Below are 21,947 nucleotides of genomic sequence, written 5' to 3'. Positions count from 1 at the left end.
CCCCTGGACCTTAAAACTCGCTTTGCTAATTTTTGGCTCGTGAAAAAAAGGTCCCCTGGACCTTTTTTTTATTCCCACTCTACAGTTGCAGGTGGTTTGCTTGTGATATCGTAGACGATGCGGTTGACGTGGTCAACTTCGTTTACGATACGGACTGAGATTTTTTGGAGGACTTCCCATGGAATCTTCGCAAAGTCAGCTGTCATTCCATCGATAGAAGTGATCGCACGGATGGCAATAGTGTAGTCGTAGGTACGGCCATCACCCATAACCCCAACAGAACGAACGCCTGTGTTGACAGTGAAGTATTGCCAGATATCGCGGTCAAGACCAGCTTTGGCGATTTCTTCACGGAGGATAGCGTCTGATTCACGAACGGTTTCGAGTTTTTCTTCAGTGATTTCTCCCATAACACGGATGGCAAGACCTGGGCCTGGGAATGGTTGGCGCCATACGATGTGGTCTGGCATACCAAGCTCAGTACCAAGCGCACGAACTTCATCTTTATAAAGAGTGTTGAGTGGCTCGATCAGTTCAAACTGCATATCTTCTGGAAGTCCACCAACGTTGTGGTGAGACTTGATGGTTTGAGCAGTATCCGTACCAGACTCGATCACGTCAGTGTAGAGAGTTCCTTGTGCCAAGAATTTCACATCTTTGAGCTTACTTGCTTCGTCATCAAAGACATAAACAAACTCGTTACCAATGATCTTCCGTTTTTTCTCAGGATCAGATACTCCAGCTAACTTATCAAGGAAACGTTTTGCAGCATCTGCTTTGACAATGTTCAAACCAAACTTGCCACCAAGCATCTCCATCACTTGATCGGCTTCTCCTTTACGAAGAAGACCGTGGTCTACAAAGATACAGATCAATTGATCGCCGATGGCTTTTTGAAGGAGAACCCCAACAACGGAAGAGTCAACACCACCTGAAAGACCAAGAAGGACACGTTTGTCTCCGACGGTTTCACGGATTTTTTTGATCTGCATATCAATGAAGTTGTCCATGGTCCAGTCACCTTTAGCCCCACAGATGTTCAAGGCAAAGTTACGCAAGATATCATAACCGTGAACAGAGTGACGAACCTCAGGGTGGAATTGGATTCCGTAGATTTTCTTGCCTGGATTTTCAATCGATGCAAATGGACAGTCGGCAGAAGAACCAGTTCGGATAAAGTCAGCCGGAATTTCTGTAACAGCATCCCCATGGCTCATCAAGACCAATTGTTTGTCTGGTGTGCCAGCAAAAAGAGCAGAAGATTCTGTCAAAGTCAATTCAGATTGACCATATTCGCGGTTACCAGCATCACCTGCTGGAACGACCTTCCCGCCCAATTTATGGGTCAGCAATTGCATCCCGTAACAGATTCCAAGGATTGGAATACCGAGTTCAAAAATTTCAGGATCGATATCAAAAGAACCTTCCTCGTATACAGAGTTTGGTCCGCCTGAAAGAACGATCCCAACTGGATTGATTGCACGAACTTCATCAGCAGAAATCTTATGGCTCTTCAATTCTGAGAAGACTCCAATTTCACGAATCCGACGTGAAATAAGCTGATTGTATTGGCTACCGTAGTCAAGCACGATGATTCTTTCAACATCATGCAAATCAGTTGATAGGTTTGTCATCTTATCCCCTTCTTAAAGAAATTTACTTTCCTCTATTCTAACACAAAAGCCTTGTCTTTACCAATCTCTGATTGAAGAATTAGGAATTTTACGCTACAATAGAGATAACACAGAGAAAGAGCAAGGTTATGATTCCAGCTTACATTCAAATTCATGATCAGATTAAGTCTGAGATTGATCAAAAAATATGGAAAATCGGGGAGCGTCTTCCCAGCGAACGCGATCTAGCGGAGAAATTTCAGGTTAGTCGGATGACTCTTAGACAGGCCATCACCCTTCTGGTTGAAGAAGGAGTGCTTGAAAGACGGGTAGGAAGTGGCACCTTTATCACTAGCACGCGCGTCCAAGAAAAAATGCGGGGCACAACCAGTTTTACAGAAATTATGAAATCGCAAGGCAAGGAACCTTCTAGCCAAGTGATTTCTTACCGGAAAACCATTCCCAGCCTCCAAGAAGTGGATAAATTGGGCATTGATAAGACAGAGACCATCATTCGGATGGAACGGGTCCGGTATGCCGATGGGATCCCTGTTGTTTATGAAGTGGCCTCTATTCCAGAGAAATTTATTAAGAATTTCAATCGAGAAGAGGTTACCAGCCATTTCTTCCAAACCTTGGAGCGTCATGGCTATAAGATTGGAAAGTCGCACCAGACCATCTATGCGCGATTGGCCAAGGATAAGATTGCGGACTATTTACAGATTTCAAAAGGACAGGCTATTTTAGGTCTGACACAGGTTTCCTATTTTGAAGATGGGACGGCTTTTGAGTATGTAAAAAGTCAGTATGTCGGTGAGCGGTTCGAATTTTATTTGGAAAATAACTAAGCTCGCAATTCACAGTAATAAAAAAACTCTTCAAATGTTTGGGAGACTTTCTCTCTTTGGCATTTGGGAGCTTTTTTGGTTGAAGTCATTCTTTCTAAATAGTGATAGTACGGTCAAAAATAAAAGATTTAAAAAAATTTTATTTTTTCTTCAATTTTTGATTTTTTTTACGAATTAATAGATAGAAGCTAGTTTTAGATCTAAAAAAAGATATAAGGCAGGAAAAAATGAAAAAAATTAAAATCGATGTGGTAGCTGTTCCCTTGAGTGGGCATCTGTACCCAACTTTAAATCTCGTTAAACCCTTATTAGATGATCCTTCGATGGAGATCCGGGTTTTCACAGGACCTCAGAAAAAGGCCGTTACAGAAAGTCTTGGCTTCACTGTCGTTCCGATTCTAGAGGACAAAGTAGAAGAATTTGAACGTGCGGCTAATAACGATAAGAAACTCAATCTCTTTTCAGCTTATCGGCAATTGTCTAGGAGTCTTGATTTGATTAATCATGTATCGGATCAATTGTTAGAGGAGTGGCGCGTCAACCGTCCAGATATTGTCATTGCTGATTTTATTACTTTATCAGCTGGCTTTGTGGCAGAAGAGTTAGAAATTCCTTGGATCACCACTATGGCAACCCAATTTGCAATCGAAACTCCTTATGGTCCTCCTTGCTTCTTCGGAGGGATGGGAGTCGCGCGCACGAAGAAGGAAGAGAAGATCCAAGCACTATGCCGTAAAGTCACGCGCATTGGAAAATACTGTGGCGCTTTCCTCTTACGCAAACGCTTAAAACGTTACAATTTCAAGTTGTACAATCAAAATGGAGTGGAGACAATCTACTCTCCTTATGCCATCTTTGGAATTGGTATGATGGAGCTGGAGTTGAAAACACACTTCCCTCATCAATATGCGTGGCTTGGCCCTTTGGGGACTTCGCTTGAAAATGCAGAAGATTATCCTTTAGATCTCAGTCCTTACGAGGACAAGACGAAGGTACTCGTGACATGTGGAACCCAGTTACCTTGGGCAAAGGAGAACTTGCTTCAGCAAACTAAGCAGTTGGCCAAAGAGCATCCAGAATGTCACTTTTTCGTCACCTTAGGAGATGGAGCAAAGGAATTCTCTGAAGAAGAAGTAGCGCCAAATGTGACGGTCGTCTCATATCTACCCTACAAAGAATATATTCCGCAGATGGACTATGTCATTCACCATGGAGGAGCTGGAATCTTTTATCAGTGTATCGAATTTAAAAAACCAGCCTTGATCTTGCCACATGATTATGACCAATTTGACTATGCGATTCGAGGAGTAGAAGCAGGAATTGCTTTTCAAGCACATCGCAATCGCACCGAAGAGATTCAAGCAGGTTTTAAGGCCCTATTAGAAAAAGAATCTTGGGAAAAGTTAGAAAGACTAAACAAACTTTCAAAAACCTACAAGCCGTTGGATACCTTGGAGTTTGAGATTCAACGATTATTAAGACGTGGAACGGATGGGAAACTATGAAAATTCTTGTAACAGGTGCGACTGGCTTCCTTGGAAAATACGTGATCGAAGAGTTATTAGATCACGACTATTCCATTGTAGCTTTTGGCCGAAATGAAATGATTGGAAAGGCCCTGGAAAATGAGCGCGTCCAATTTGTGAAAGGGGATTTGAGCTCTATAGAGGAAGTAAGACAAGCATTTCAGTCTGTTGATGCTGTGGTTCATGCAGGAGCTTTATCCACTGCCTGGGGACCTTGGAAGGCCTTCTATCAGGCGAATGTAGTTGGCACTCAAAATGTCCTTGAATTGTGCCGTGAATATGCGGTAAAACGCTTGGTTTACGTATCTTCTCCCAGTATTTACGCAGCTGGAAAAAATCAATTAAACATCAAGGAAAGTGATGCTCCAACAGAAAATCACCTCAACAATTACATCCGAAGCAAATTGGCGTCTGAAAAACTTTTTTCTGACTATTCAGATGTGCCAAGTATCATCTTGCGCCCTAGAGGATTATTTGGTGTGGGGGATACCAGCATTTTACCTCGTGTCTTACGCCTCAGTCGAAAAATTGGAATTCCTTTGATTCGAGGAGGAGAGCAGCTCATGGATATGACCTGTGTGGAGAATGTTGCCCTAGCCATTCGCTTGGCTCTGGAAACTAAAGAAGCACACGGACAAGTATATAATATTACAAATGGGGAACCAAAGACCTTTAAGTATTTGACCGAAACAACATTAAAGGGATTGGGAGAACCGATTCGCTATCGGAAGATTCCAGCAGGTCTTGTAGCAGGTGCGGCCTATAGCCTTGAAGGAGTGTATCGATTATTCCATCTGAAAGCTGAACCTCCATTGACTCGCTATACCTATTATCTCCTTCGATATAGCCAAACCCTCGATATTCAAAAGGCTCAAATCGAACTTGGCTACTATCCAAAAATGACCATTGAAGAAGGGATTGACAATTATGTCCAACATGATCAAGCACATTGATTATTTTCCAGCAGGCTATTGTAGTAGTCATTCTGGTCTCTTATTTAAAGGGATTCCGAATAAAAAAATGCAATTTCCAGCAGGTGTCTTTTTGATTCAGCACCGTGAAAAAGGCTATATTTTGTACGATACCGGCTATCACTACGAGATTAAGAAAAAAGCTCGGTATTTCTGGTACCGTCTAGCCACCCCAATGCAGATGAAAAAAGAAGACCAGATCGATTATTTATTGCAAGAGCGGGGGATTGATCCGGCAGAAATTACTTATGTGATTCTTTCGCATTTGCACCCTGATCATCTCGGTGGAGCAGCACTTTTTCCAAATGCTCATTTCGTTGTTACCCAGGAAGTCTATGAGGTGTACCAAAAACCGAAATTTAAAGATCTGATTTTTAAAGAGTTTCTTCCAGCTGATTTCAAAGATCGGGTGACTTGTCTCAAAGCAGATCAAAGGCATCCTGCTTTCCCCTATCGCCCGACTGCGGATCTTTTTGGTGATGGGAGCATTCTCGTATCGTCTATCGATGGGCATGCGAGAGGGCAAGGCTGTCTTTATCTGGATGAGCTCAAGCTCTTTATTGGAGCAGATCTTTCTTGGGGAGTAGACCTCTTGCCTTTCACACGGAAAATGCGACTCATTCCTTCCTTGGTTCAGGATGATAAGAAGGCTTATTTAAAAGGAGCTGATTTGCTGGAAACACTCTTGCAAGATGGCATTCAAGTTGTGGTCAGCCACGACCCGCAAGATCGGATTGAAAGGATTTTAAATGAAAAAAACAGTCTTTCTGAAAACCTTTATTGAAACCAGATGGTGCCATCGATTCCGTTCAAAAGAGGCCTTGAAGCGATACCAAGATAAACAATTGGCACGCTACCATACTTTTATCACTTCTCAGTCTCCCTATTTCCAGACTCATTCTCCTGAATCCTTTGGGACCATGAATAAGCATTTCATGATGACGCATTTCAATGAACTCAATACTCTGGGAGTGGATCGAGATCAGGCTTTAGAGATGGCGATTCGCGGAGAACAAACGCGAGATTTTACCGAGATGAATGGAGAAGTAGCAGTAGGCTTGTCTTCTGGGACTTCCGGCCACCGAGGAGTTTTTGTCACCACAGAAAAAGAAAGAAGTATGTGGGCTGCAGCAATCTTAGCCAAGATGTTGCCAAAAGGAAACCTGGTTGGTCATCGCATTGCCTTTTTCTTACGAGCGGATAATGAACTCTATCAAACCATTAATTCAGGCCTTATCCGCTTGGAATATTTTGATATTTTCAAGGATAGCAAGGAACATTTAGATCGTCTCAAAGACTATCAACCAACCATTGTGGTCGCACCAGCTTCAACCTTGATTGAGTTAGCCAACTATGTCAGCAATCAGCAACTTCCTATCCAACCCGTCAAGGTTGTCTCTGTCGCAGAGATCCTAGGAGATCGAGATGCACAGATCATTGCCAAAGCCTTTCAACTAGACAAGGTTGATCAGGTCTACCAAGCGACAGAGGGATTTTTAGCTTGTACCTGTTCAGAAGGCAATCTACATCTCAACGAAGATATTTTGTATGTCGAAAAAGAGTATCTTGATGATAGCCGCTTTTATCCGATTATTACGGATTTCAAACGAACGAGTCAACCCATCTATCGCTACCGACTCAATGATATTCTGGTGGAAGAAAAGTCCCCTTGTCCTTGTGGCTCCATCTTTACTCGAATCGCAAAGATCGAAGGACGATCAGATGATATCTTCTATTTCAAAAAAGAAGATGGCAGTAGCCAGATGATCTATCCGGATTTTATTCGACGGTGCATTCTCTTTGTCGAAAATATTCAGGACTATCAAGTAACTCAGTTGGCAGATGGATCCATTACCATTGCCTTGAGTCACCGGACAGAGTCTATGGAGCAAGCGATCTTTACTCAATTTGAACTCTTAGCTCAGCAAAAACAATTCATTCTCCCAAGTATTCTATTTATCGATTACCAATGGGACTCAACACGTAAATTAAAACGTGTTCAACGACTTCAATAAAAGGAGAATCCTATGACTACCGTAAAAAGACATTTGCAAATTAAAGGCTATGGAACAGCGCTTCCAGCTCATACAGTAACTTTCAAAGACCAGACTCGTTACCGCGTGAAAGAAGGAGAAGAAACACAGATTGATCTTGCAGCGCGTGCGATTGAGGCAGCTTTAAAACATGCAGGACTTGAGATGACAGACATCGACTGCCTGATTTCTGCTAGTGCGGTTGGTGTTCAGCCCATTCCTTGTACAGCAGCTCTTATACATGAGCGCGTGGCCAAGGGACTGACGATTCCTGCTATGGATATCAATACCACTTGTACCAGTTTTGTATCAGCTTTGAGCACTGTTTCTTATCTGATTGAAGGTGGTGAATACCAACGGGTTCTGATTGTATCCAGTGAAGTAGGAAGCCTAGGGCTTAATCCCAAACAAAAAGAAAGCTTTGAACTGTTTAGCGATGGCGCTGCAGCCTTTATTTTTGAAGCAACAAAGGAAGATAAAGGAATCATTGCTAGTATGCAACGTACCTGGTCTGAGGGAGCCCACGATACCGAAATTCGTGGTGGTTTGACAGCTTATCATCCGAAATTGTACTCTGAAGCAACCAAGACTGATTTCATGTTTGACATGAAAGGGAAGAAAATTCTTTTGCTTTCTGCCCGTGTTATTCCAGAAATGTTCCAAAAATTCCAAGAAAAATCAGGCATTTCTAAAGATGCTGTAGACTATATTATTCCCCACCAAGCAAGTCGCGCTTTGCCACTCGTCATGGATAAATTGGGAGTCGGCAAAGACAAGTACCTCAATATTGTCAGTGATTATGGAAATATGGTTTCGGTAGCCGTACCTTTCGGCCTAGCCTATGCACTGGATCACGGATATGTGAAGGAAGGAGATACCATCTTCTTGATGGGAACTGCAGCAGGGATGACGGTCAATATGTTGGCACTGAAACTTTAATGATGAATCCTCTTACTTCAAGCTCAAAAAGAATCAAGTCCCGCTAGTCTTTAGCGGGCTTTTTTGATATAATGAAAGGTATGGAAATTGAGAAAACCAACCGAATGAATGCGCTCTTTGAGTTTTATGCAGCGCTCTTGACGGACAAGCAGATGAATTATATCGAGCTCTATTACGCAGATGACTACAGCTTGGCTGAGATTGCAGAAGAGTTTGGAGTGAGCCGTCAAGCGGTCTATGACAATATTAAACGTACAGAAAAAATTTTGGAAGACTACGAAATGAAACTCCATATGTATTCCGATTACATTGTACGCAGCCAGATTTTTGATCAGATTTTAGAACGCTATCCGGAAGATACTTTTCTACAAGAGCAGGTTGAAATTTTATCAAGCATTGACAATCGGGAATGATTATGGGCAGTCTCGTCATTTATCAAGGAATACCTTGCAAACTATTAGTCGCAGAGGAAGTATTTCCTACTCGACTACAGATTATCTCGCCCAATGATATCTCCAAAGCTATGCAAATAGGTTTTAGCTGTTGGGGATATCCAAATGAAATCATGAAAGAAGTCACACCCGAAGAACTAGAATGTTTGCAACATTTCGGACGATTTCCACTGAATTGAAAAAATAGGAGAAAATAATGGCATTTGAAAGTTTAACCGAACGTTTACAAAACGTCTTTAAAAATCTTCGTAAGAAAGGGAAAATCTCTGAAGCGGATGTCCAAGAGGCAACCAAAGAGATTCGTCTAGCCCTCTTAGAGGCCGACGTTGCCCTCCCTGTTGTAAAAGACTTCATCAAACGGGTCCGCGAACGGGCTGTAGGGCATGAAGTCATTGAAACCTTGAACCCTGCCCAACAAATCGTGAAGATTGTCGATGAAGAATTGACAGCGATTTTGGGTTCAGAAACAGCAGAAATTATCAAATCTCCAAAGATTCCAACCATTATCATGATGGTCGGTCTTCAAGGGGCTGGTAAAACAACCTTTGCGGGTAAATTGGCCAACAAATTGGTCAAGGAAGAAAACGCACGTCCTTTGATGATTGCGGCCGATATCTATCGTCCAGCAGCCATCGACCAGTTGAAGACCCTTGGTCAACAGATCAATGTTCCTGTCTTCTCACTTGGTACAGAAGTCCCTGCAGTTGAGATCGTTCGTCAAGGTTTGGAGCAGGCGAGAGCCAATCACAATGATTATGTCTTGATCGATACAGCTGGTCGTCTGCAAATCGATGAAAAACTTATGGGCGAGTTGCGCGATGTTAAAGCCCTAGCTGAACCAAATGAAATCCTCTTGGTTGTCGATGCCATGATCGGTCAAGAAGCGGCCAATGTGGCGCGTGAGTTCAATGAACAACTCGAAGTAACCGGGGTCATTTTGACCAAGATCGATGGGGATACCCGTGGTGGTGCGGCCCTTTCTGTTCGTCAGATTACTGGAAAACCAATCAAGTTCACTGGTACTGGTGAAAAAATCACCGATATCGAAACCTTCCACCCAGACCGTATGTCTGGTCGGATCCTCGGTATGGGGGATATGCTGACACTGATCGAGAAGGCTTCTCAAGAATACGATGAGAAACGCTCTCTTGAACTCGCTGAAAAGATGCGGGAAAATACCTTTGACTTCAACGATTTCATCGATCAATTAGACCAAGTTCAAAACATGGGACCAATGGAAGATCTGCTCAAGATGCTTCCAGGGATGGCCAATAACCCTGCCATGAAGAACCTCAAGGTCGATGAACGAGAAATTGCTCGCAAACGTGCAATTGTATCATCCATGACCCCAGCTGAACGCGAAAATCCAGATTTATTAAATCCAAGCCGTCGTCGTCGGATTGCAGCTGGATCAGGGAACACCTTTGTCGAAGTCAATAAATTCATCAAGGACTTTAACCAAGCCAAGCAGATGATGCAAGGCGTCCTCTCTGGCGATATGAACAAGATGATGAAACAAATGGGGCTCAATCCAAACAACATGCCGAAGAATATGCCTGGTGGAATGCCAGATATGTCTGCCCTCGAAGGCATGATGGGACAAGGTGGCATGCCTGACTTGTCAGCTCTTAGCGGAGGCGCTGGAATGCCTGATATGAGCCAAATGTTTGGTGGCGGTCTCAAAGGAAAAGCCGGTGAATTTATGATGAAACGGGCGATGAACAAGATGGCCAAACAAATGCGCAAAAATAAGAAAAAACGGAAATAATCGTTTCTAATAAGGGCCTGGAACACACTGTTCTGGGTTCTTTTAGAAACTACTACTAGAGGAAAGATGTTAAAAAAACTATTTCAACAAGTCATTCGTTTCTTTGCAAGATTGTTTTCTTCGCACAGCAAGCCCTTTGAATTTCCAAAAGGGTCGAAGAAACCACCGATCAGACCGATCATCTTTGTACCTGGTAGTTCAGCCAGTATTCAGCGTTTCAATGGAACCATCCGCATGCTCCATCGCTATTCTAGAAAAAAGCAGAGTCTCTTAAAAATAAAAGTCAATAAAGATGAGTCTATAGAGATGGAAGGCAGACTGAATACAAAAGAGCCGAATCCGATGATTGTGATTGGCTTTGAGAATAATCGTGACGGCTACAGCAATATCAAGCAGCAAATCGAATCCCTTAAGATCGCTCTTACCTACCTTTTGGATCACTATCATTTTACAGAGTTTAAGGCAGTCGGGCATTCTAATGGTGGACTGGTTTTGACTGGTTTATTGGAAAGTGGCTTTTTAGAAAAGAAAAAGCTGACCGTAAGCAAGCTGGTTATTATTGGAAGTCCATACCAATTCAATCAAGAGATGTATGAGGATTTTCAAACATGGAGGCATCGCTTAGGAAAAGAAGTAGAGGTCCTTAATTTTGTCGGTAGCTTTTCTGGAACATCAGATGGTATCGTTCCCCTCTCTAGTGCTCAAGCAGCACAATCTATTTTTGAGAAACAAGCCTATACAGAAGTGAATTTAAAAGGACGCAAGGCTCATCATTCAGCTTTACCCACTAATCCAGATCTAGTGAAACAATTAAGTCTATTTTTGAATCTATAAGTAAATTACATAATTTCGGTTATGTAATTTTTATTTGTCTCTTGCAATCCTTAAGTAAATATGGTACATTTTTGGTAGCGATTACATATACCTAAGGAGGGTTTTATGAAAGATCCTAAATTACTAGAATTAATGAAGAATTACAGGGGGCGTGATGAAGTGCCCGCAGACTTTGATACCTTTTGGAATCAAGCCTTAGCAAACATTGCTGAACTTCCTGAATACAAGCTTGAAGAACAAAATTTCAGCATTCCAAATGTTGTTTGTTATGAATTAAGCTTTAAAGGAACACGAAATGGTCTTGTTTATGCACGAGTTGTTTTCCCAGAAACAGATCAAAAGGTTCCAGTTATTTTCCATTTTCATGGTTATATGGGCCGTTGTTGGGATTGGACAGACATGCTGGCTTATACAGTAGCTGGCTATGGAGTTGTGTCTATGGACGTAAGAGGTCAATCAGGCTATTCAACAGACGGAGATCGGTCACCACTTGGGAATACCGTAAAAGGACAGATTATCCGCGGAGTTGTGGAAGGTCCAGATGAGCTATTTTATAAGGATGTCTACTTAGATCTTTACCAGTTAATTGAAATTGTAGCCAGCCTTCCTCAAGTTGACAACAGCAAACTCGCCAGCTATGGAGCCTCTCAAGGTGGTGCCCTGGCCCTGGTAGCTGCCGGATTGAATCCCCGAATCCAACGAACGGTAGCCATTTATCCATTCTTATCGGATTTCAGACGTGTATTGGAGATTGGAAACACCAGTGAAGCCTATGACGAGCTTTTCCGTTATTTCAAATTCCATGATCCATTCCATGAAACGGAAAACCAAATCATGGAGACCTTAGCCTATATTGATGTGAAAAATTTTGCCCATCGCATTAAAGGACAGGTTCATATGATTACAGGATTAGATGATGATGTCTGTTATCCTGTGACACAGTTTGCCATTTATAATCGATTAGAAGGTCCAAAAGAGCAATTAATCATGCCAGAATATGCCCATGAAGCTATGAATGTCCAAGTTAATGATCGTGTATACAATTGGCTCTGTGGTAGCAAGATTTCATTTCAGTATGTAGAAAAATAAGATACAGAAGAAAAACAATCAGTAGATCCGTGAGATTTGCTGATTGTTTTGTTTAAAAAAAACTAAAAGTTTATGTACAATTGACTTAACTAGAGCTAAACCATTGATACAACTGAATTAGAAGCATAAAGTACATTCTTTAAAAAGTGTACTTTATTTTTGTTTTGTACATTATTCTAGAGTGGTATTTTGTATGTTTTCTAGTACATAATATCCTCAAATCTAAGAAATTGATTTGTACATTTTCGACTCTAATAGGTGTAGAAGAAGTGGTGGTTCAATTGTACATTTTTTGAAGCTTATTTAAGTTTCAATTGAACGCAAGATATAGATTTTTATTTTGTTGATGGTATAATGAATAATAGATAGAACAATAATTCTAAATGTAAAATTCCTAATTTTATTATTGAATTTATATGAAGCTAAAGGATTGTTGTAAAAATACTATGTATAGACTTTTAAATGATAGGAGCTACTATGGCTGATAAATTTATGCAGTTTTTTAATGATAATATGGTTTTGCCGTAGTAAACAATTTATAATAGAAGGTACGGAAGATATGATACAAGAATATCATAACTATTTGTTTCATATAAAAGGCTCAATTATTGGAGAACTTATTGGACTAATTGTCTGCTTAATTGTTGGCTTAGTTGTATCACTATTATAAAGACAATTTACACTTATTCAACCATTAGTTGATATAAAAAATATCCCACTCAACCAATGGTATGTGTACTTTTTAATAATAATAATTTACACTTAAATTGAAGGAGGTAAAAGTTATGGATCAGATTAAAATTGGAAAATTTATAGCTGAAAGTCGGAAAAAGAATAATTTGACTCAAATGCAACTTGCAGAAAAGTTAAATATTACAGATAGGGCTATATCTAAATGGGAAAATGGAAAAGCAATGCCTGATTCATCAATTATGCTAGATTTATGTAATGAACTTAAAATAAGTGTAAATGAATTATTAAGTGGGGAGATGATTGATATGAACAATTATAATGAGATAGCAGAAAAAAATTTGTTAGAAATGGCAAAAAAGGAAGAAATGCAAAATAAAAAACTAATGATGTATGAAAATTTTATTGGTTTTGGCTCAACAATATCTTTTTTAACACTAATTTTTGTTACATCATTTTTAATAGAGAATAATATAGCAAGAATATTGTTGTTTATATTAGCATTCGTTCTTTTAATAATAGGTGTTTCATTTGCATTAAAAATAGAAACAGAAACAGGTTATTATGAATGTCAAAAATGCCATAATAAATATGTTCCAAAATACAGTAAAGTATATTTTGCAATGCACTTTGGAACTACAAGATATATGAAATGTCCAAAATGTAATGAGAAAAGTTGGCAAAGAAAAGTTTTAAGTAAATAAAAAATTACAAGTTATAGAGATAATTATAAGAGCCCATCGGCTCTTATTTTTTTGCTTTAAATCCTGTTCACTCACAAGGTGAAATTAAGGAAGCATTAAAGAATAACTAGAGAGTTAACACAATATCCTAGATTATAAGAGTTCTATTTATATGTAGAACTCTTTTTCTGATTAGCTTAGTTTTACAAATTGGGGTATAAGAAAATGTACAATTGAAAAAATTTCCAGTAAACTAAAAATTTATGTACAATTGACTAAACAAGACTTAAACCATTGATATAACTGAATTAGAAGCATAAAGTACATTCTTTAAAAAGTGTACTTTATTTTTATTTTGTACATTATTCTGGGGTGGTATTTTGTATGTTTTCTAGTACATAACATCCTCAAATCTAAGAAATTGATTTGTACATTTTTTACTCAAGTAACAGTAGAAGGAGTGACGGTTCAATTGTACATTTTATTTAAAATATTTATGGCTATATTAATAGTATTTGAAGCATAGATAAAGTAGATACAGTGGTATAATAGTGTCAAAAGACTTTCAGGAGAAATGAGATGAGATCGCATACAGTTATTCTAGGCGCTGGTGCTACTATTGCAGCAATTCCAGATGGTGATAAAAATGGGAAAAGCTCTTCAGTTATGAATGGATTGCTAAAAAAACTTAATTTAGAAGAAATTCTTGCTGGTGTTGAATTACAGACAAAGAGCGAAAATTTGGAAGATATCTATTCAGAATTATTTGAGAGAGAAGAATGCTCTGAAATAGTTAGAAAGCTAGAAGAAAGACTCTATGATTATTTTGCTTCGTTGGAGTTACCTGATGAACCAACAATTTATGATCTTTTAATATTAAGTTTAACTAATAAAGATTGCATAGCTACGTTTAATTGGGACCCTTTACTTATACAAGCTTATGTTCGCTGTTCAAAAATTACTCTGAACCTGCCACAAATTCTTTGTTTACATGGGAATGTAGCTGTCGGTTTTTGTGAAGAACACACTGAGTTTGGAACAGTAGATTACTATTGCCCAACATGTTATAAAAAATTAAATCCAACAAAATTATTGTATCCCGTAAAAAACAAAGACTATTCTTCCGATGGATACATAAATTGGTGTTGGAAAGCATTAGATTACTTTGTCGATCATTCATATATGTTAACTATTTTTGGATACAGTGCTCCTAAGAGCGATGTAGATGCTGTTAATTTAATGAAAAAAGCATGGGGAAATATTGAAGACCGACCACTTGAAGAAGTTTCCGTAATAGATATTGTAGACGAAGAGACTATGCTAAATACATGGAAAGACTTTATTCATAGCCATCATTATAGGTATTCAAATTCATTTTTTGATTCTTACTTAGCAAAATTTCCAAGAAGAACTTGTGAAACTGTATTTGCAACATTTTCATTAAATGTTCCTTCTGATGGTAGTAGAGGTTTTAAAGAGAATTTTAATTGGGATATGATAAAAGAGTTTTTATCTGATATGTTAGTTGAAGAACAGGAAAATAAAGGAAAATCAAATTTAAAATCGAAATATTTAGTTTGGAATGAAGATGTTAACAAATAATCCAATTAATCATAGTGTACTTAAATTATCAAAGGATTTCGATAATGCTTTTAAATATAAAAATATAGAGGAAATCTATAGACTAATAGAATTTGGAAAAAATATGGAAAACACTATTGATGATATTTCCAAAATTCAATTATTTTATTCTATTGGGACAGCATATGGTGATATATTTGAACTAAGTGATAACCTAGTATTCAACATAGATACCGATTGTACAGTTCAACAAATTTATTACTTTAGAAAAGCTATCGAAATTTCAAATAATATTGATATAAATCCTGAGAACAATAGCTTTATTCACCCATTATTATGTTCACTATACACCAATTACGCAAATCTATTAGATGCTTGTGGTAGAAAACAGTTAGCTATTAAGATGTATTGTAAATGTATACAAATCAATCCAAAATTCACAATGGCTAGTGGTAACTTGGCTATTTGTCTACATCATTATCGTAATTTTTTGAATGATAACGAACATCTTCACTTTATTAAAAAAATTAAAAATTTAATAGAAACAAGCATAACTGTTTCAGACCCAAACAGAGTTGATTATGCAGAAAAACAATTTATTGAACTTTATGAACAATATCTTAATTATAAAGACTTAGATGAATGTTCTTGTAAAGACATTGATTACAATCCCAATTCACAAAAGTATCGTGAATGGTGTTGGAACAACGGGCTGTATCTTAATCCACTTAATGATTTACAAGCTGACGATATAAATAGATATGATGGTAATCTTTTACTACCAAGTTTATTGTTTCAATCGGATAAAGATTTAAACAAATACATTTCTATGTTTAATCAAATTAAGCAAGAATATGTTTATGCCCGTTATCTCTGTTTTAATAGCATTGAGGTTGATTCGGTTCATTATGCTGATGAGAATGTTTATCTTATTGATTGTCTAGACTATGTACAATACTCTATCCGAGTTGAAGGATTAAAAGCATCTTTTAAAACACTATATTCATTATTAGATAAAGTAGCTATGTTTATAAATGAATATTATTCTTTAAAAATTAAAACTCGACAAGTAAATTTCCATTCAATTTGGAGATCAAATAGTGATTTAAATAAAATGTTGGATAAGAATATTGGTCTGTCATCTATATTTTGGATAGAGAAAGATTTTGATAATGGTGATAATTCTTTAACAGCTAATCCAAACTCAAAGCGATTGAAAATTATTAGAAATTATTTAGAGCACAGATTTACTAATATAACATTGAATATTTTTAATGGAAGTGAAGATAATGAAGATAATAATGAAACCAGACTGTATCTAACTGAATTTGAACTTCAAGAGTTTGCATTAGATTTATTAAATCTTGTAAGAGAAGTTATTTTTTCACTCAAAAATGCCATTCAAATAAGTGAAAATGAAAAACAATCTACTATAAGCAGTAAAGTTGTTTTAATTCCGATAAATTATGAAGAAGTAGATTCGGAAGATAAATTATAGCATTGAACATACAATTTATAGTCGTTATAAAAAGCAATAGCCTAAATTCATTTAACTAATCGACTTAACTAGATCTAAACCATTGATAAAACTGAATTAGAAGGATAAAGTACACTCATTAAGCAGTGTACTTTATTTTTATTTTGTACATTTTTTGTTGATTGCTTAATCAATACTACATCTCTAAAAGGCAATTCAGACTCCATTTAGTCCTCTAAAACCCAAGTTGAGTGTGTATCTTTGCTGGTAAAAGCTTAGAAACCTTGTAGCGAAGTAATAATGAAAAGCCTTTATTGTAAAGCTTTTTCATGTTCCAATAAAGAACTTGACATTATTAGTTACTTCCACTACAATAGAATTACATACCATTGGTATGATAGAAAGGGACTAAAATGGCAAGGAATAGAAACTCACATGAAACTAGAAAAAAAATACTAAATGTCTCTAAAGATTTATTTTTAGAAAAAGGATTTGATAATACGTCAATCCAAGATATCATAGATGGCTTAGGTGGATTGACGAAAGGTGTTATTTATCATCATTTTGAGTCTAAATATGATATACTTCAAACGATCATCAGCGAAAATAATCAAGAAATTTTTAATTATAATTGGAGAGGAAAGACTGGATTAGAAAAGATACAAAATTCTTTGATGGACTCTTTCTCTAATTTTGAACACCAAAGGCTCGTTTACTCTGCCTCAATTATGCTAAGAAGTCCACGTTTGTTGGGAGAGCAGTATCTAGGTCTATTTTCTGATTTTTTACCCGAAATTAGAGAAAAAGTTTACGAAGGTGTTGAAGATGGGTCAATTAAAACAGAATATCCAGAAGAGCTAGCAGATTTAATTGTTTTAACTTTAAATATTTGGATTGGTTTTCAAATTTCCGTTTTTTCATTAGTAGAATTAAAGCGTAAAATGAATTTCATTAAACTTACTTTTGAAGGTCTAGGGGTACAGTTAATTTCTGATGAAATGATGGAGGTGATTTTCAACTTATTTGATCACTTAAAAAAATAGGAAATAAGTAGTCGCATGACATGCTTGTTAATACTAATTTCTATCTATGTATTATCAATTGAACGATCTATTTTACATTTTGATACTTAAAAAATAACATACTTTAAGTGTGTTATTAAAATTCCATTATACATACCATAGGTATGTTTGTTTTTTTGATATTTACATACCGATAGTATGTCTGATGCGATTGTCTGTTAAATAAGCTTATTTTTAAATATTTGGTGAGATTAGTTTGAATAGTTTATTCTTTATTTACACTTTGGAGGAAAGAATCTATGTTGTTGCTTATTAAAATTGAATTAAATAAAATTTCTAAATCTAAATTATTTTTAGCCTGGTTGTGTTCTATATTTATAGTGTTAGGTATTACAGTAATAATCATTATGGGGTTAGGTACTGACAATAAACTAGGAGAATTCACTGGACAGGATTCTAATCTTATTAGAATTACTGGTAAATGGGAAGGTTGGGCAATTGTAGCATCATTGTTTTCATCTTTATTTACTAAAGCAGCATTTTTGATTTTTGAATCTTATTTATTATCTACGATTATCATTGATGAATTTAAACGAAGAACAATTTTTCAGTTGTTTTCTTACCCTATTTCTAAAATAAAGTTACTATGGGGAAAAATTCTTTCAGTCATCCTAATATCATTTATTGCCCATTTTTCTGCACATTTAGTGATTCAATTATTCATTAGATTCATGGCTGTTGTAACTGAATCTAGTTATATCCCTCTAGCTAATCAATTAATTAACTTAGCTGGAATTACGTTTGGAACTGTACTAATAGGGTTACTACCATTTGTTTTAGGTATGATTAAGCATTCAACAGCTATAACAATGCTTACAGGTCTTGGTTTAGCAGCATTACTTTCGAATATAAGTCCAGGAAGTTTATCTAATAATATTGCTGATAACTTATTCTTTTTGATATTTGCAAGTTTCATAAGTTTAATGATTACTTCATTTTCAATTTATAATATTTCAAGACAAGATATTAGTATCAAGTAGCATAGCTGAATTTAATTGAAGGAATGTGATAATTCCTTGATGATTTCTATAAAAAAAGAGGCTGTATAAGTTGGTATTTATGCTCCAGGAGAAAAATTCTTTCATTTAAAGCTGGATATAGAAAGAGAGATAGAAATGAGAAATATTGTTGAAATAAAAGAAGTTTTTAAAACAATTGATAAAGAAGAAATTTTAAGTGGTATCAACCTTCAAATTGCTGAAGGAGAAATCTATGGTTTTTTAGGACCGAACGGTGCTGGAAAAACAACGTTAATGAAATGTATGTTAACCTTATCAACAATTACATCAGGTAGTATTGAAATTTTTGGGAAAAATCTACAAGAACACAGAGAAGAAATCCTAAGTCAGATTGGAAGTATTATTGAATCACCAATTTTTTATGATAATTGCACTGCAAAAGAAATTTTGGAAATTCACGCTCAATATATGGGGAAAAATATTATTGAATCAGATATAAAAAAAGCCTTAAGAATGGTCGGCTTAAAAAATACGACTAAAAAAGTAAAAGATTTTTCGTTAGGAATGAGGCAAAGGCTTGGTTTAGCTCGTGCCTTTCTAACAAAACCTAAATTGTTAATTTTAGATGAGCCAATCAATGGTTTAGATCCAATAGGGATTCAAGAAATTCGAAATCTTTTGTTGTCGCTTTCTAAGGAGCATGGAATTACTATTCTAATATCGAGTCATATATTATCGGAAATTTCACAGATAGCAGATAAAATTGGCTTTATCAAAAATGGAGAAATTGTAGAACAGGTTTCTATGAAAGAGATTAGGAGAGAGAATATTGACTTAGAAGAATATTTTATGTCACATTTTCTAAATGAAATTAAGAATTATGAGGTAGATTAAGGATGAAACAATTGATAAAGAACCATCAGAAGGCTTTTTATGCTTTCATGATATTTAATATACTGGTCCCTTTAACTAATATTGCTTTTGCTTATTCTATTAAAGGTATTATTGATAGTGGCATGTCCCAAAATAAAGAAGCCTTAACTCAAGCGGTACTAGTAGGAGCTACTGTTATTTTCATCTATGCAGCACTCAACTTTATATCTCTTCGATTGAGAAATAAACTTGTTAGGCAAATCATGTCAAGATACAAAAACAAGGTGTTCCAATCTATTTTAGATAGGGATTATAGAGACTTTTCTAAAGAAAAATCAGGGAAATTTATTTCCGTATTAACCGAAAATATGAAGAAAATTGAGCAAGATTATCTATACCAGTATTTTAATATTTCAAAAAACCTTTCCTTAATGATTTTTTCACTTCTAACTATGTTTATAGGTAATTGGTTTTTGACCTTATTAGTTATCATTGCTAGCATCATTCCGATGATGATTTCAGGATTTATTGGACAAAAATCAGCCTCTTTACAAAATAGAGCTATGGTTGCCGATCAGAAGTATTTAGCTAAGGTTAAAGATATTTTAGCAGGATTTCTTGTTATTAAAAGTTTTAATGTGAAAGATGCTATCTGTGAGGATTATAGTCATGAAAGTGAAAAATTTGATGAAATAAATTTTATAAAAGGGAAATTTGACGTTTTAGCTAATGTTATTTCACAGCTTTCAGGGATGATTGTTTTTTTGGTAGCCTTTGGTGGAGGGATGTATCTCGTATTTAATAGCTCTACCACAATTGGGAGTGTAACAGCTATTGTTCAACTGGTCAATTTTGTAGTAATGCCACTGAATGAAGTTGGAATGGGAATAAGTAAATTTCGTGAAGGTCAGGCAACACTAGATGCATTTGAGGTAAAAGATGTAACTGAGCTTCAGACTGGTGAAACAAAAGAATATTTCGATGATGTTATTTCTTTTTCAAATATAGACTTTTCTTACCCTAATACTAAAGAAAAAATTTTTAACCATTTATCTTTGAAGATTCAAAAAGGAGAAAAAATTGCAATTGTTGGAATGTCAGGGAGTGGGAAATCAACTTTGCTCAATCTATTACTGCGTTTTTACGATGTAACAAGTGGGCACATCTCCATTGATAATATAGATTTGCAAGCTATTTCAGCAGAGAGCCTTTATAACTTAATGACAATTGTTCAACAAGACGTTTATATCTTTGATGATACTTTAAGAGCAAATATTACTCTTAATCAATCCTTCACTGATGAGGAAATAAAGCAAGCTGTACAGCAGTCGGGTTTAGAAAGTTATGTTTTAGAAAATGAATCTGGTCTACAAACTTTATGTGGAGAGAATGGCTCAAATCTATCTGGCGGACAAAAACAAAGAGTTAGTATTGCGCGTGCCTTGATTCGAAAAACACCAATCTTATTATTGGATGAGGCTACTTCATCTTTGGATAATCAAGTAACTACTGAAATTGAAAGTTCAATCTTGGATATTCAAAATTTGACTGCACTTGTAGTAACCCACAAGTTGAATGAGAACATTTTGAAAAAATACGATAGAATTCTCTTTATGAAAGATGGCGTTATTGTTGAAGATGGTTCTTTCAGTGATTTGATGGATAGGAGAGGTGAGTTTTATAAGTTGTTTGAGTTGAGTGTGTAATTCTCTTTCATTTTATAGTATAATTTTATAAAACACTCTATCCTTTTCGTTCTATAATATATAAGCTTGCTAGCACCACATGTTGAGGCGGTAAGTTTGCTAGTCAAGGAGTAAAACGACGAAGATTAGCATTTACTTCCGCCCATGCGATAGCTGTCCGTGATTGACAAGTGCTAGCACGCAGACAGAACGGAGATAGCGAACCGCTGAGTGTGTCGCTCTGCTCGTAAAAGCTTAGAAACCTTTGAACGAAAGGGATAATGAAAGCCTTGATTGCAAGGCTTTTTGCTTTATGGTGGGTAAGTATCAGAGTGAGAAAATTTTTGGAATGAGTAGAAGTGATAGCTAGAAATTATCAGTTTCTATTTCCATTTACCCTGTGGGTACGTGTTTGTTTCCATTGACAAGGAGTTTGTGGGAATAGAAATGTACCCACCTTGTTTGAATCAAGTGAAGTGTAGTTGAAGGAAATCTGTTGAAAGCAATACTTCATTTTACCGAATAAGTAATAATTTAGGCAACTTCAAATCGATTAAAAAAACTATTTTAAAGGTTAAGAGTAGACAAAAATTGTCCACTCTTTTTTGCAAACTCAATTTATCAATAAATGAAATGAGGGAATGTAAAATGAAATATTTTGAGGTTGAGTTAGAAAATCCTGATGAATTTTTAAAACTACAAACAGAAGATTTTGTGAAAGCTAATCGCTTGCTACTAAGGAAGATAATCCAGAGCGTTACAGTCTATGAAGAAAACTTCGTCATATCCTTTAAATCTGGCATCGAATTGGAAGTATGAGTCTCATTCCATAACTTTTATATTG

The 21,947-nt window shown here is 36.5% G+C and carries 20 protein-coding genes; 19 read left to right on the top strand and 1 reads right to left on the bottom strand.

All coding sequences use genetic code 11. From position 1 onward, the window contains the following. Positions 1-68: 68 nt before the first annotated feature. Positions 69-1,634, bottom strand: coding sequence for a glutamine-hydrolyzing GMP synthase (gene guaA / locus HMPREF2832_RS03530; protein WP_070505565.1), 1,566 nt, complete (start codon positions 1,632-1,634; stop codon positions 69-71). A 128-nt stretch (positions 1,635-1,762) separates the two neighbouring features. Here guaA and HMPREF2832_RS03525 point away from each other — a divergent pair, with 128 nt between their 5' ends. The 19 genes from HMPREF2832_RS03525 to HMPREF2832_RS03435 all read left to right on the top strand — a co-directional run bounded on the left by HMPREF2832_RS03525 (position 1,763) and on the right by HMPREF2832_RS03435 (position 21,922). Continuing rightward, positions 1,763-2,461: a GntR family transcriptional regulator gene (locus tag HMPREF2832_RS03525; protein WP_003016564.1), complete on the top strand. Its 699-nt coding sequence runs from the start codon at positions 1,763-1,765 to the stop codon at positions 2,459-2,461. Between the two features lie 227 nt (positions 2,462-2,688). Beyond that, the gene (locus HMPREF2832_RS03520) at positions 2,689-3,966 is read left to right on the top strand and encodes a glycosyltransferase (RefSeq protein ID WP_070505564.1); all 1,278 of its coding nucleotides are present in this window, start codon (positions 2,689-2,691) and stop codon (positions 3,964-3,966) included. Further along, positions 3,963-4,940, top strand: a complete 978-nt coding sequence (locus HMPREF2832_RS03515) for an NAD-dependent epimerase/dehydratase family protein (RefSeq protein ID WP_070505563.1) — start codon at positions 3,963-3,965, stop codon at positions 4,938-4,940. The genes HMPREF2832_RS03520 and HMPREF2832_RS03515 overlap by 4 nt, the downstream gene beginning before the upstream one ends. Further along, a complete protein-coding gene (locus HMPREF2832_RS03510) occupies positions 4,915-5,742 on the top strand; it encodes an MBL fold metallo-hydrolase (protein WP_070505562.1) in 828 nt (275 codons plus the stop codon). The genes HMPREF2832_RS03515 and HMPREF2832_RS03510 overlap by 26 nt, the downstream gene beginning before the upstream one ends. Further along, a complete protein-coding gene (locus HMPREF2832_RS03505) occupies positions 5,708-6,973 on the top strand; it encodes a F390 synthetase-related protein (RefSeq protein ID WP_070505561.1) in 1,266 nt (421 codons plus the stop codon). The genes HMPREF2832_RS03510 and HMPREF2832_RS03505 overlap by 35 nt, the downstream gene beginning before the upstream one ends. A gap of 12 nt (positions 6,974-6,985) precedes the next feature. Beyond that, the gene (locus tag HMPREF2832_RS03500) at positions 6,986-7,930 is read left to right on the top strand and encodes a 3-oxoacyl-[acyl-carrier-protein] synthase III C-terminal domain-containing protein (protein ID WP_070505560.1); all 945 of its coding nucleotides are present in this window, start codon (positions 6,986-6,988) and stop codon (positions 7,928-7,930) included. 80 nt (positions 7,931-8,010) lie between these two features. Continuing rightward, on the top strand, positions 8,011-8,343 hold the full coding sequence (locus HMPREF2832_RS03495) for a putative DNA-binding protein (RefSeq protein WP_003001435.1): 333 nt from the start codon (positions 8,011-8,013) through the stop codon (positions 8,341-8,343). 2 nt (positions 8,344-8,345) lie between these two features. Beyond that, positions 8,346-8,561: a hypothetical protein gene (locus tag HMPREF2832_RS10470; RefSeq protein WP_037606554.1), complete on the top strand. Its 216-nt coding sequence runs from the start codon at positions 8,346-8,348 to the stop codon at positions 8,559-8,561. A gap of 17 nt (positions 8,562-8,578) precedes the next feature. Further along, entirely contained in the window at positions 8,579-10,150 is a 1,572-nt protein-coding gene (gene ffh, locus HMPREF2832_RS03485) for a signal recognition particle protein (protein WP_070505559.1), read from the top strand. A 66-nt stretch (positions 10,151-10,216) separates the two neighbouring features. After that, positions 10,217-10,984, top strand: a complete 768-nt coding sequence (locus tag HMPREF2832_RS03480) for an alpha/beta hydrolase (protein WP_070505558.1) — start codon at positions 10,217-10,219, stop codon at positions 10,982-10,984. A gap of 105 nt (positions 10,985-11,089) precedes the next feature. Beyond that, complete coding sequence (locus HMPREF2832_RS03475; protein ID WP_070505557.1) at positions 11,090-12,073, top strand: acetylxylan esterase; 984 nt, start codon at positions 11,090-11,092, stop codon at positions 12,071-12,073. A 785-nt stretch (positions 12,074-12,858) separates the two neighbouring features. Then, entirely contained in the window at positions 12,859-13,467 is a 609-nt protein-coding gene (locus HMPREF2832_RS03470) for a helix-turn-helix domain-containing protein (protein ID WP_070505556.1), read from the top strand. A gap of 558 nt (positions 13,468-14,025) precedes the next feature. Continuing rightward, positions 14,026-15,048 carry a hypothetical protein gene (locus tag HMPREF2832_RS03465; RefSeq protein ID WP_070505555.1) on the top strand — a complete coding sequence of 341 codons (1,023 nt, stop codon included), beginning with the start codon at positions 14,026-14,028 and terminating at the stop codon, positions 15,046-15,048. Next, the gene (locus tag HMPREF2832_RS03460) at positions 15,035-16,525 is read left to right on the top strand and encodes an LA2681 family HEPN domain-containing protein (RefSeq protein ID WP_070505929.1); all 1,491 of its coding nucleotides are present in this window, start codon (positions 15,035-15,037) and stop codon (positions 16,523-16,525) included. The genes HMPREF2832_RS03465 and HMPREF2832_RS03460 overlap by 14 nt, the downstream gene beginning before the upstream one ends. 392 nt (positions 16,526-16,917) lie before the next feature. Further along, positions 16,918-17,547, top strand: a complete 630-nt coding sequence (locus HMPREF2832_RS03455) for a TetR/AcrR family transcriptional regulator (protein ID WP_070505554.1) — start codon at positions 16,918-16,920, stop codon at positions 17,545-17,547. Positions 17,548-17,825: 278 nt separating this feature from the next. Continuing rightward, positions 17,826-18,566 (top strand): ABC transporter permease, encoded by a 741-nt coding sequence (locus HMPREF2832_RS03450; RefSeq protein ID WP_070505553.1) that lies wholly within the window; start codon positions 17,826-17,828, stop codon positions 18,564-18,566. A gap of 135 nt (positions 18,567-18,701) precedes the next feature. Continuing rightward, positions 18,702-19,439: an ABC transporter ATP-binding protein gene (locus tag HMPREF2832_RS03445; protein WP_001244586.1), complete on the top strand. Its 738-nt coding sequence runs from the start codon at positions 18,702-18,704 to the stop codon at positions 19,437-19,439. A 2-nt stretch (positions 19,440-19,441) separates the two neighbouring features. Continuing rightward, on the top strand, positions 19,442-21,124 hold the full coding sequence (locus HMPREF2832_RS03440) for an ABC transporter ATP-binding protein (protein ID WP_000811441.1): 1,683 nt from the start codon (positions 19,442-19,444) through the stop codon (positions 21,122-21,124). 627 nt (positions 21,125-21,751) lie between these two features. Beyond that, positions 21,752-21,922 carry a hypothetical protein gene (locus HMPREF2832_RS03435; protein ID WP_000873143.1) on the top strand — a complete coding sequence of 57 codons (171 nt, stop codon included), beginning with the start codon at positions 21,752-21,754 and terminating at the stop codon, positions 21,920-21,922. Positions 21,923-21,947 lie beyond the last annotated feature (25 nt).

It is taken from the genome of Streptococcus sp. HMSC073D05, assembly GCF_001812015.1.
Lineage (GTDB): Bacteria > Bacillota > Bacilli > Lactobacillales > Streptococcaceae > Streptococcus > Streptococcus parasanguinis_D.
The sequence above is the reverse complement of the archived record's forward strand: the minus strand, read 5'-3'. Positions and strand labels throughout refer to the sequence as shown.

Coding starts and splice junctions, on each gene's coding strand:
- HMPREF2832_RS03520 (WP_070505564.1), top strand. CDS start 2,689: ATGAAAAAAATTAAAATCGATGTGGTAGCTGTTCCCTTGAGTGGGCAT.
- HMPREF2832_RS03495 (WP_003001435.1), top strand. CDS start 8,011: ATGGAAATTGAGAAAACCAACCGAATGAATGCGCTCTTTGAGTTTTAT.
- HMPREF2832_RS03450 (WP_070505553.1), top strand. CDS start 17,826: ATGTTGTTGCTTATTAAAATTGAATTAAATAAAATTTCTAAATCTAAA.
- HMPREF2832_RS03475 (WP_070505557.1), top strand. CDS start 11,090: ATGAAAGATCCTAAATTACTAGAATTAATGAAGAATTACAGGGGGCGT.
- HMPREF2832_RS10470 (WP_037606554.1), top strand. CDS start 8,346: ATGGGCAGTCTCGTCATTTATCAAGGAATACCTTGCAAACTATTAGTC.
- HMPREF2832_RS03455 (WP_070505554.1), top strand. CDS start 16,918: ATGGCAAGGAATAGAAACTCACATGAAACTAGAAAAAAAATACTAAAT.
- HMPREF2832_RS03500 (WP_070505560.1), top strand. CDS start 6,986: ATGACTACCGTAAAAAGACATTTGCAAATTAAAGGCTATGGAACAGCG.
- ffh (WP_070505559.1), top strand. CDS start 8,579: ATGGCATTTGAAAGTTTAACCGAACGTTTACAAAACGTCTTTAAAAAT.
- HMPREF2832_RS03470 (WP_070505556.1), top strand. CDS start 12,859: ATGGATCAGATTAAAATTGGAAAATTTATAGCTGAAAGTCGGAAAAAG.
- HMPREF2832_RS03465 (WP_070505555.1), top strand. CDS start 14,026: ATGAGATCGCATACAGTTATTCTAGGCGCTGGTGCTACTATTGCAGCA.
- HMPREF2832_RS03505 (WP_070505561.1), top strand. CDS start 5,708: ATGAAAAAAACAGTCTTTCTGAAAACCTTTATTGAAACCAGATGGTGC.
- guaA (WP_070505565.1), bottom strand. CDS start 1,634: ATGACAAACCTATCAACTGATTTGCATGATGTTGAAAGAATCATCGTG.
- HMPREF2832_RS03440 (WP_000811441.1), top strand. CDS start 19,442: ATGAAACAATTGATAAAGAACCATCAGAAGGCTTTTTATGCTTTCATG.
- HMPREF2832_RS03510 (WP_070505562.1), top strand. CDS start 4,915: ATGTCCAACATGATCAAGCACATTGATTATTTTCCAGCAGGCTATTGT.
- HMPREF2832_RS03445 (WP_001244586.1), top strand. CDS start 18,702: ATGAGAAATATTGTTGAAATAAAAGAAGTTTTTAAAACAATTGATAAA.
- HMPREF2832_RS03480 (WP_070505558.1), top strand. CDS start 10,217: ATGTTAAAAAAACTATTTCAACAAGTCATTCGTTTCTTTGCAAGATTG.
- HMPREF2832_RS03525 (WP_003016564.1), top strand. CDS start 1,763: ATGATTCCAGCTTACATTCAAATTCATGATCAGATTAAGTCTGAGATT.
- HMPREF2832_RS03435 (WP_000873143.1), top strand. CDS start 21,752: ATGAAATATTTTGAGGTTGAGTTAGAAAATCCTGATGAATTTTTAAAA.
- HMPREF2832_RS03515 (WP_070505563.1), top strand. CDS start 3,963: ATGAAAATTCTTGTAACAGGTGCGACTGGCTTCCTTGGAAAATACGTG.
- HMPREF2832_RS03460 (WP_070505929.1), top strand. CDS start 15,035: ATGTTAACAAATAATCCAATTAATCATAGTGTACTTAAATTATCAAAG.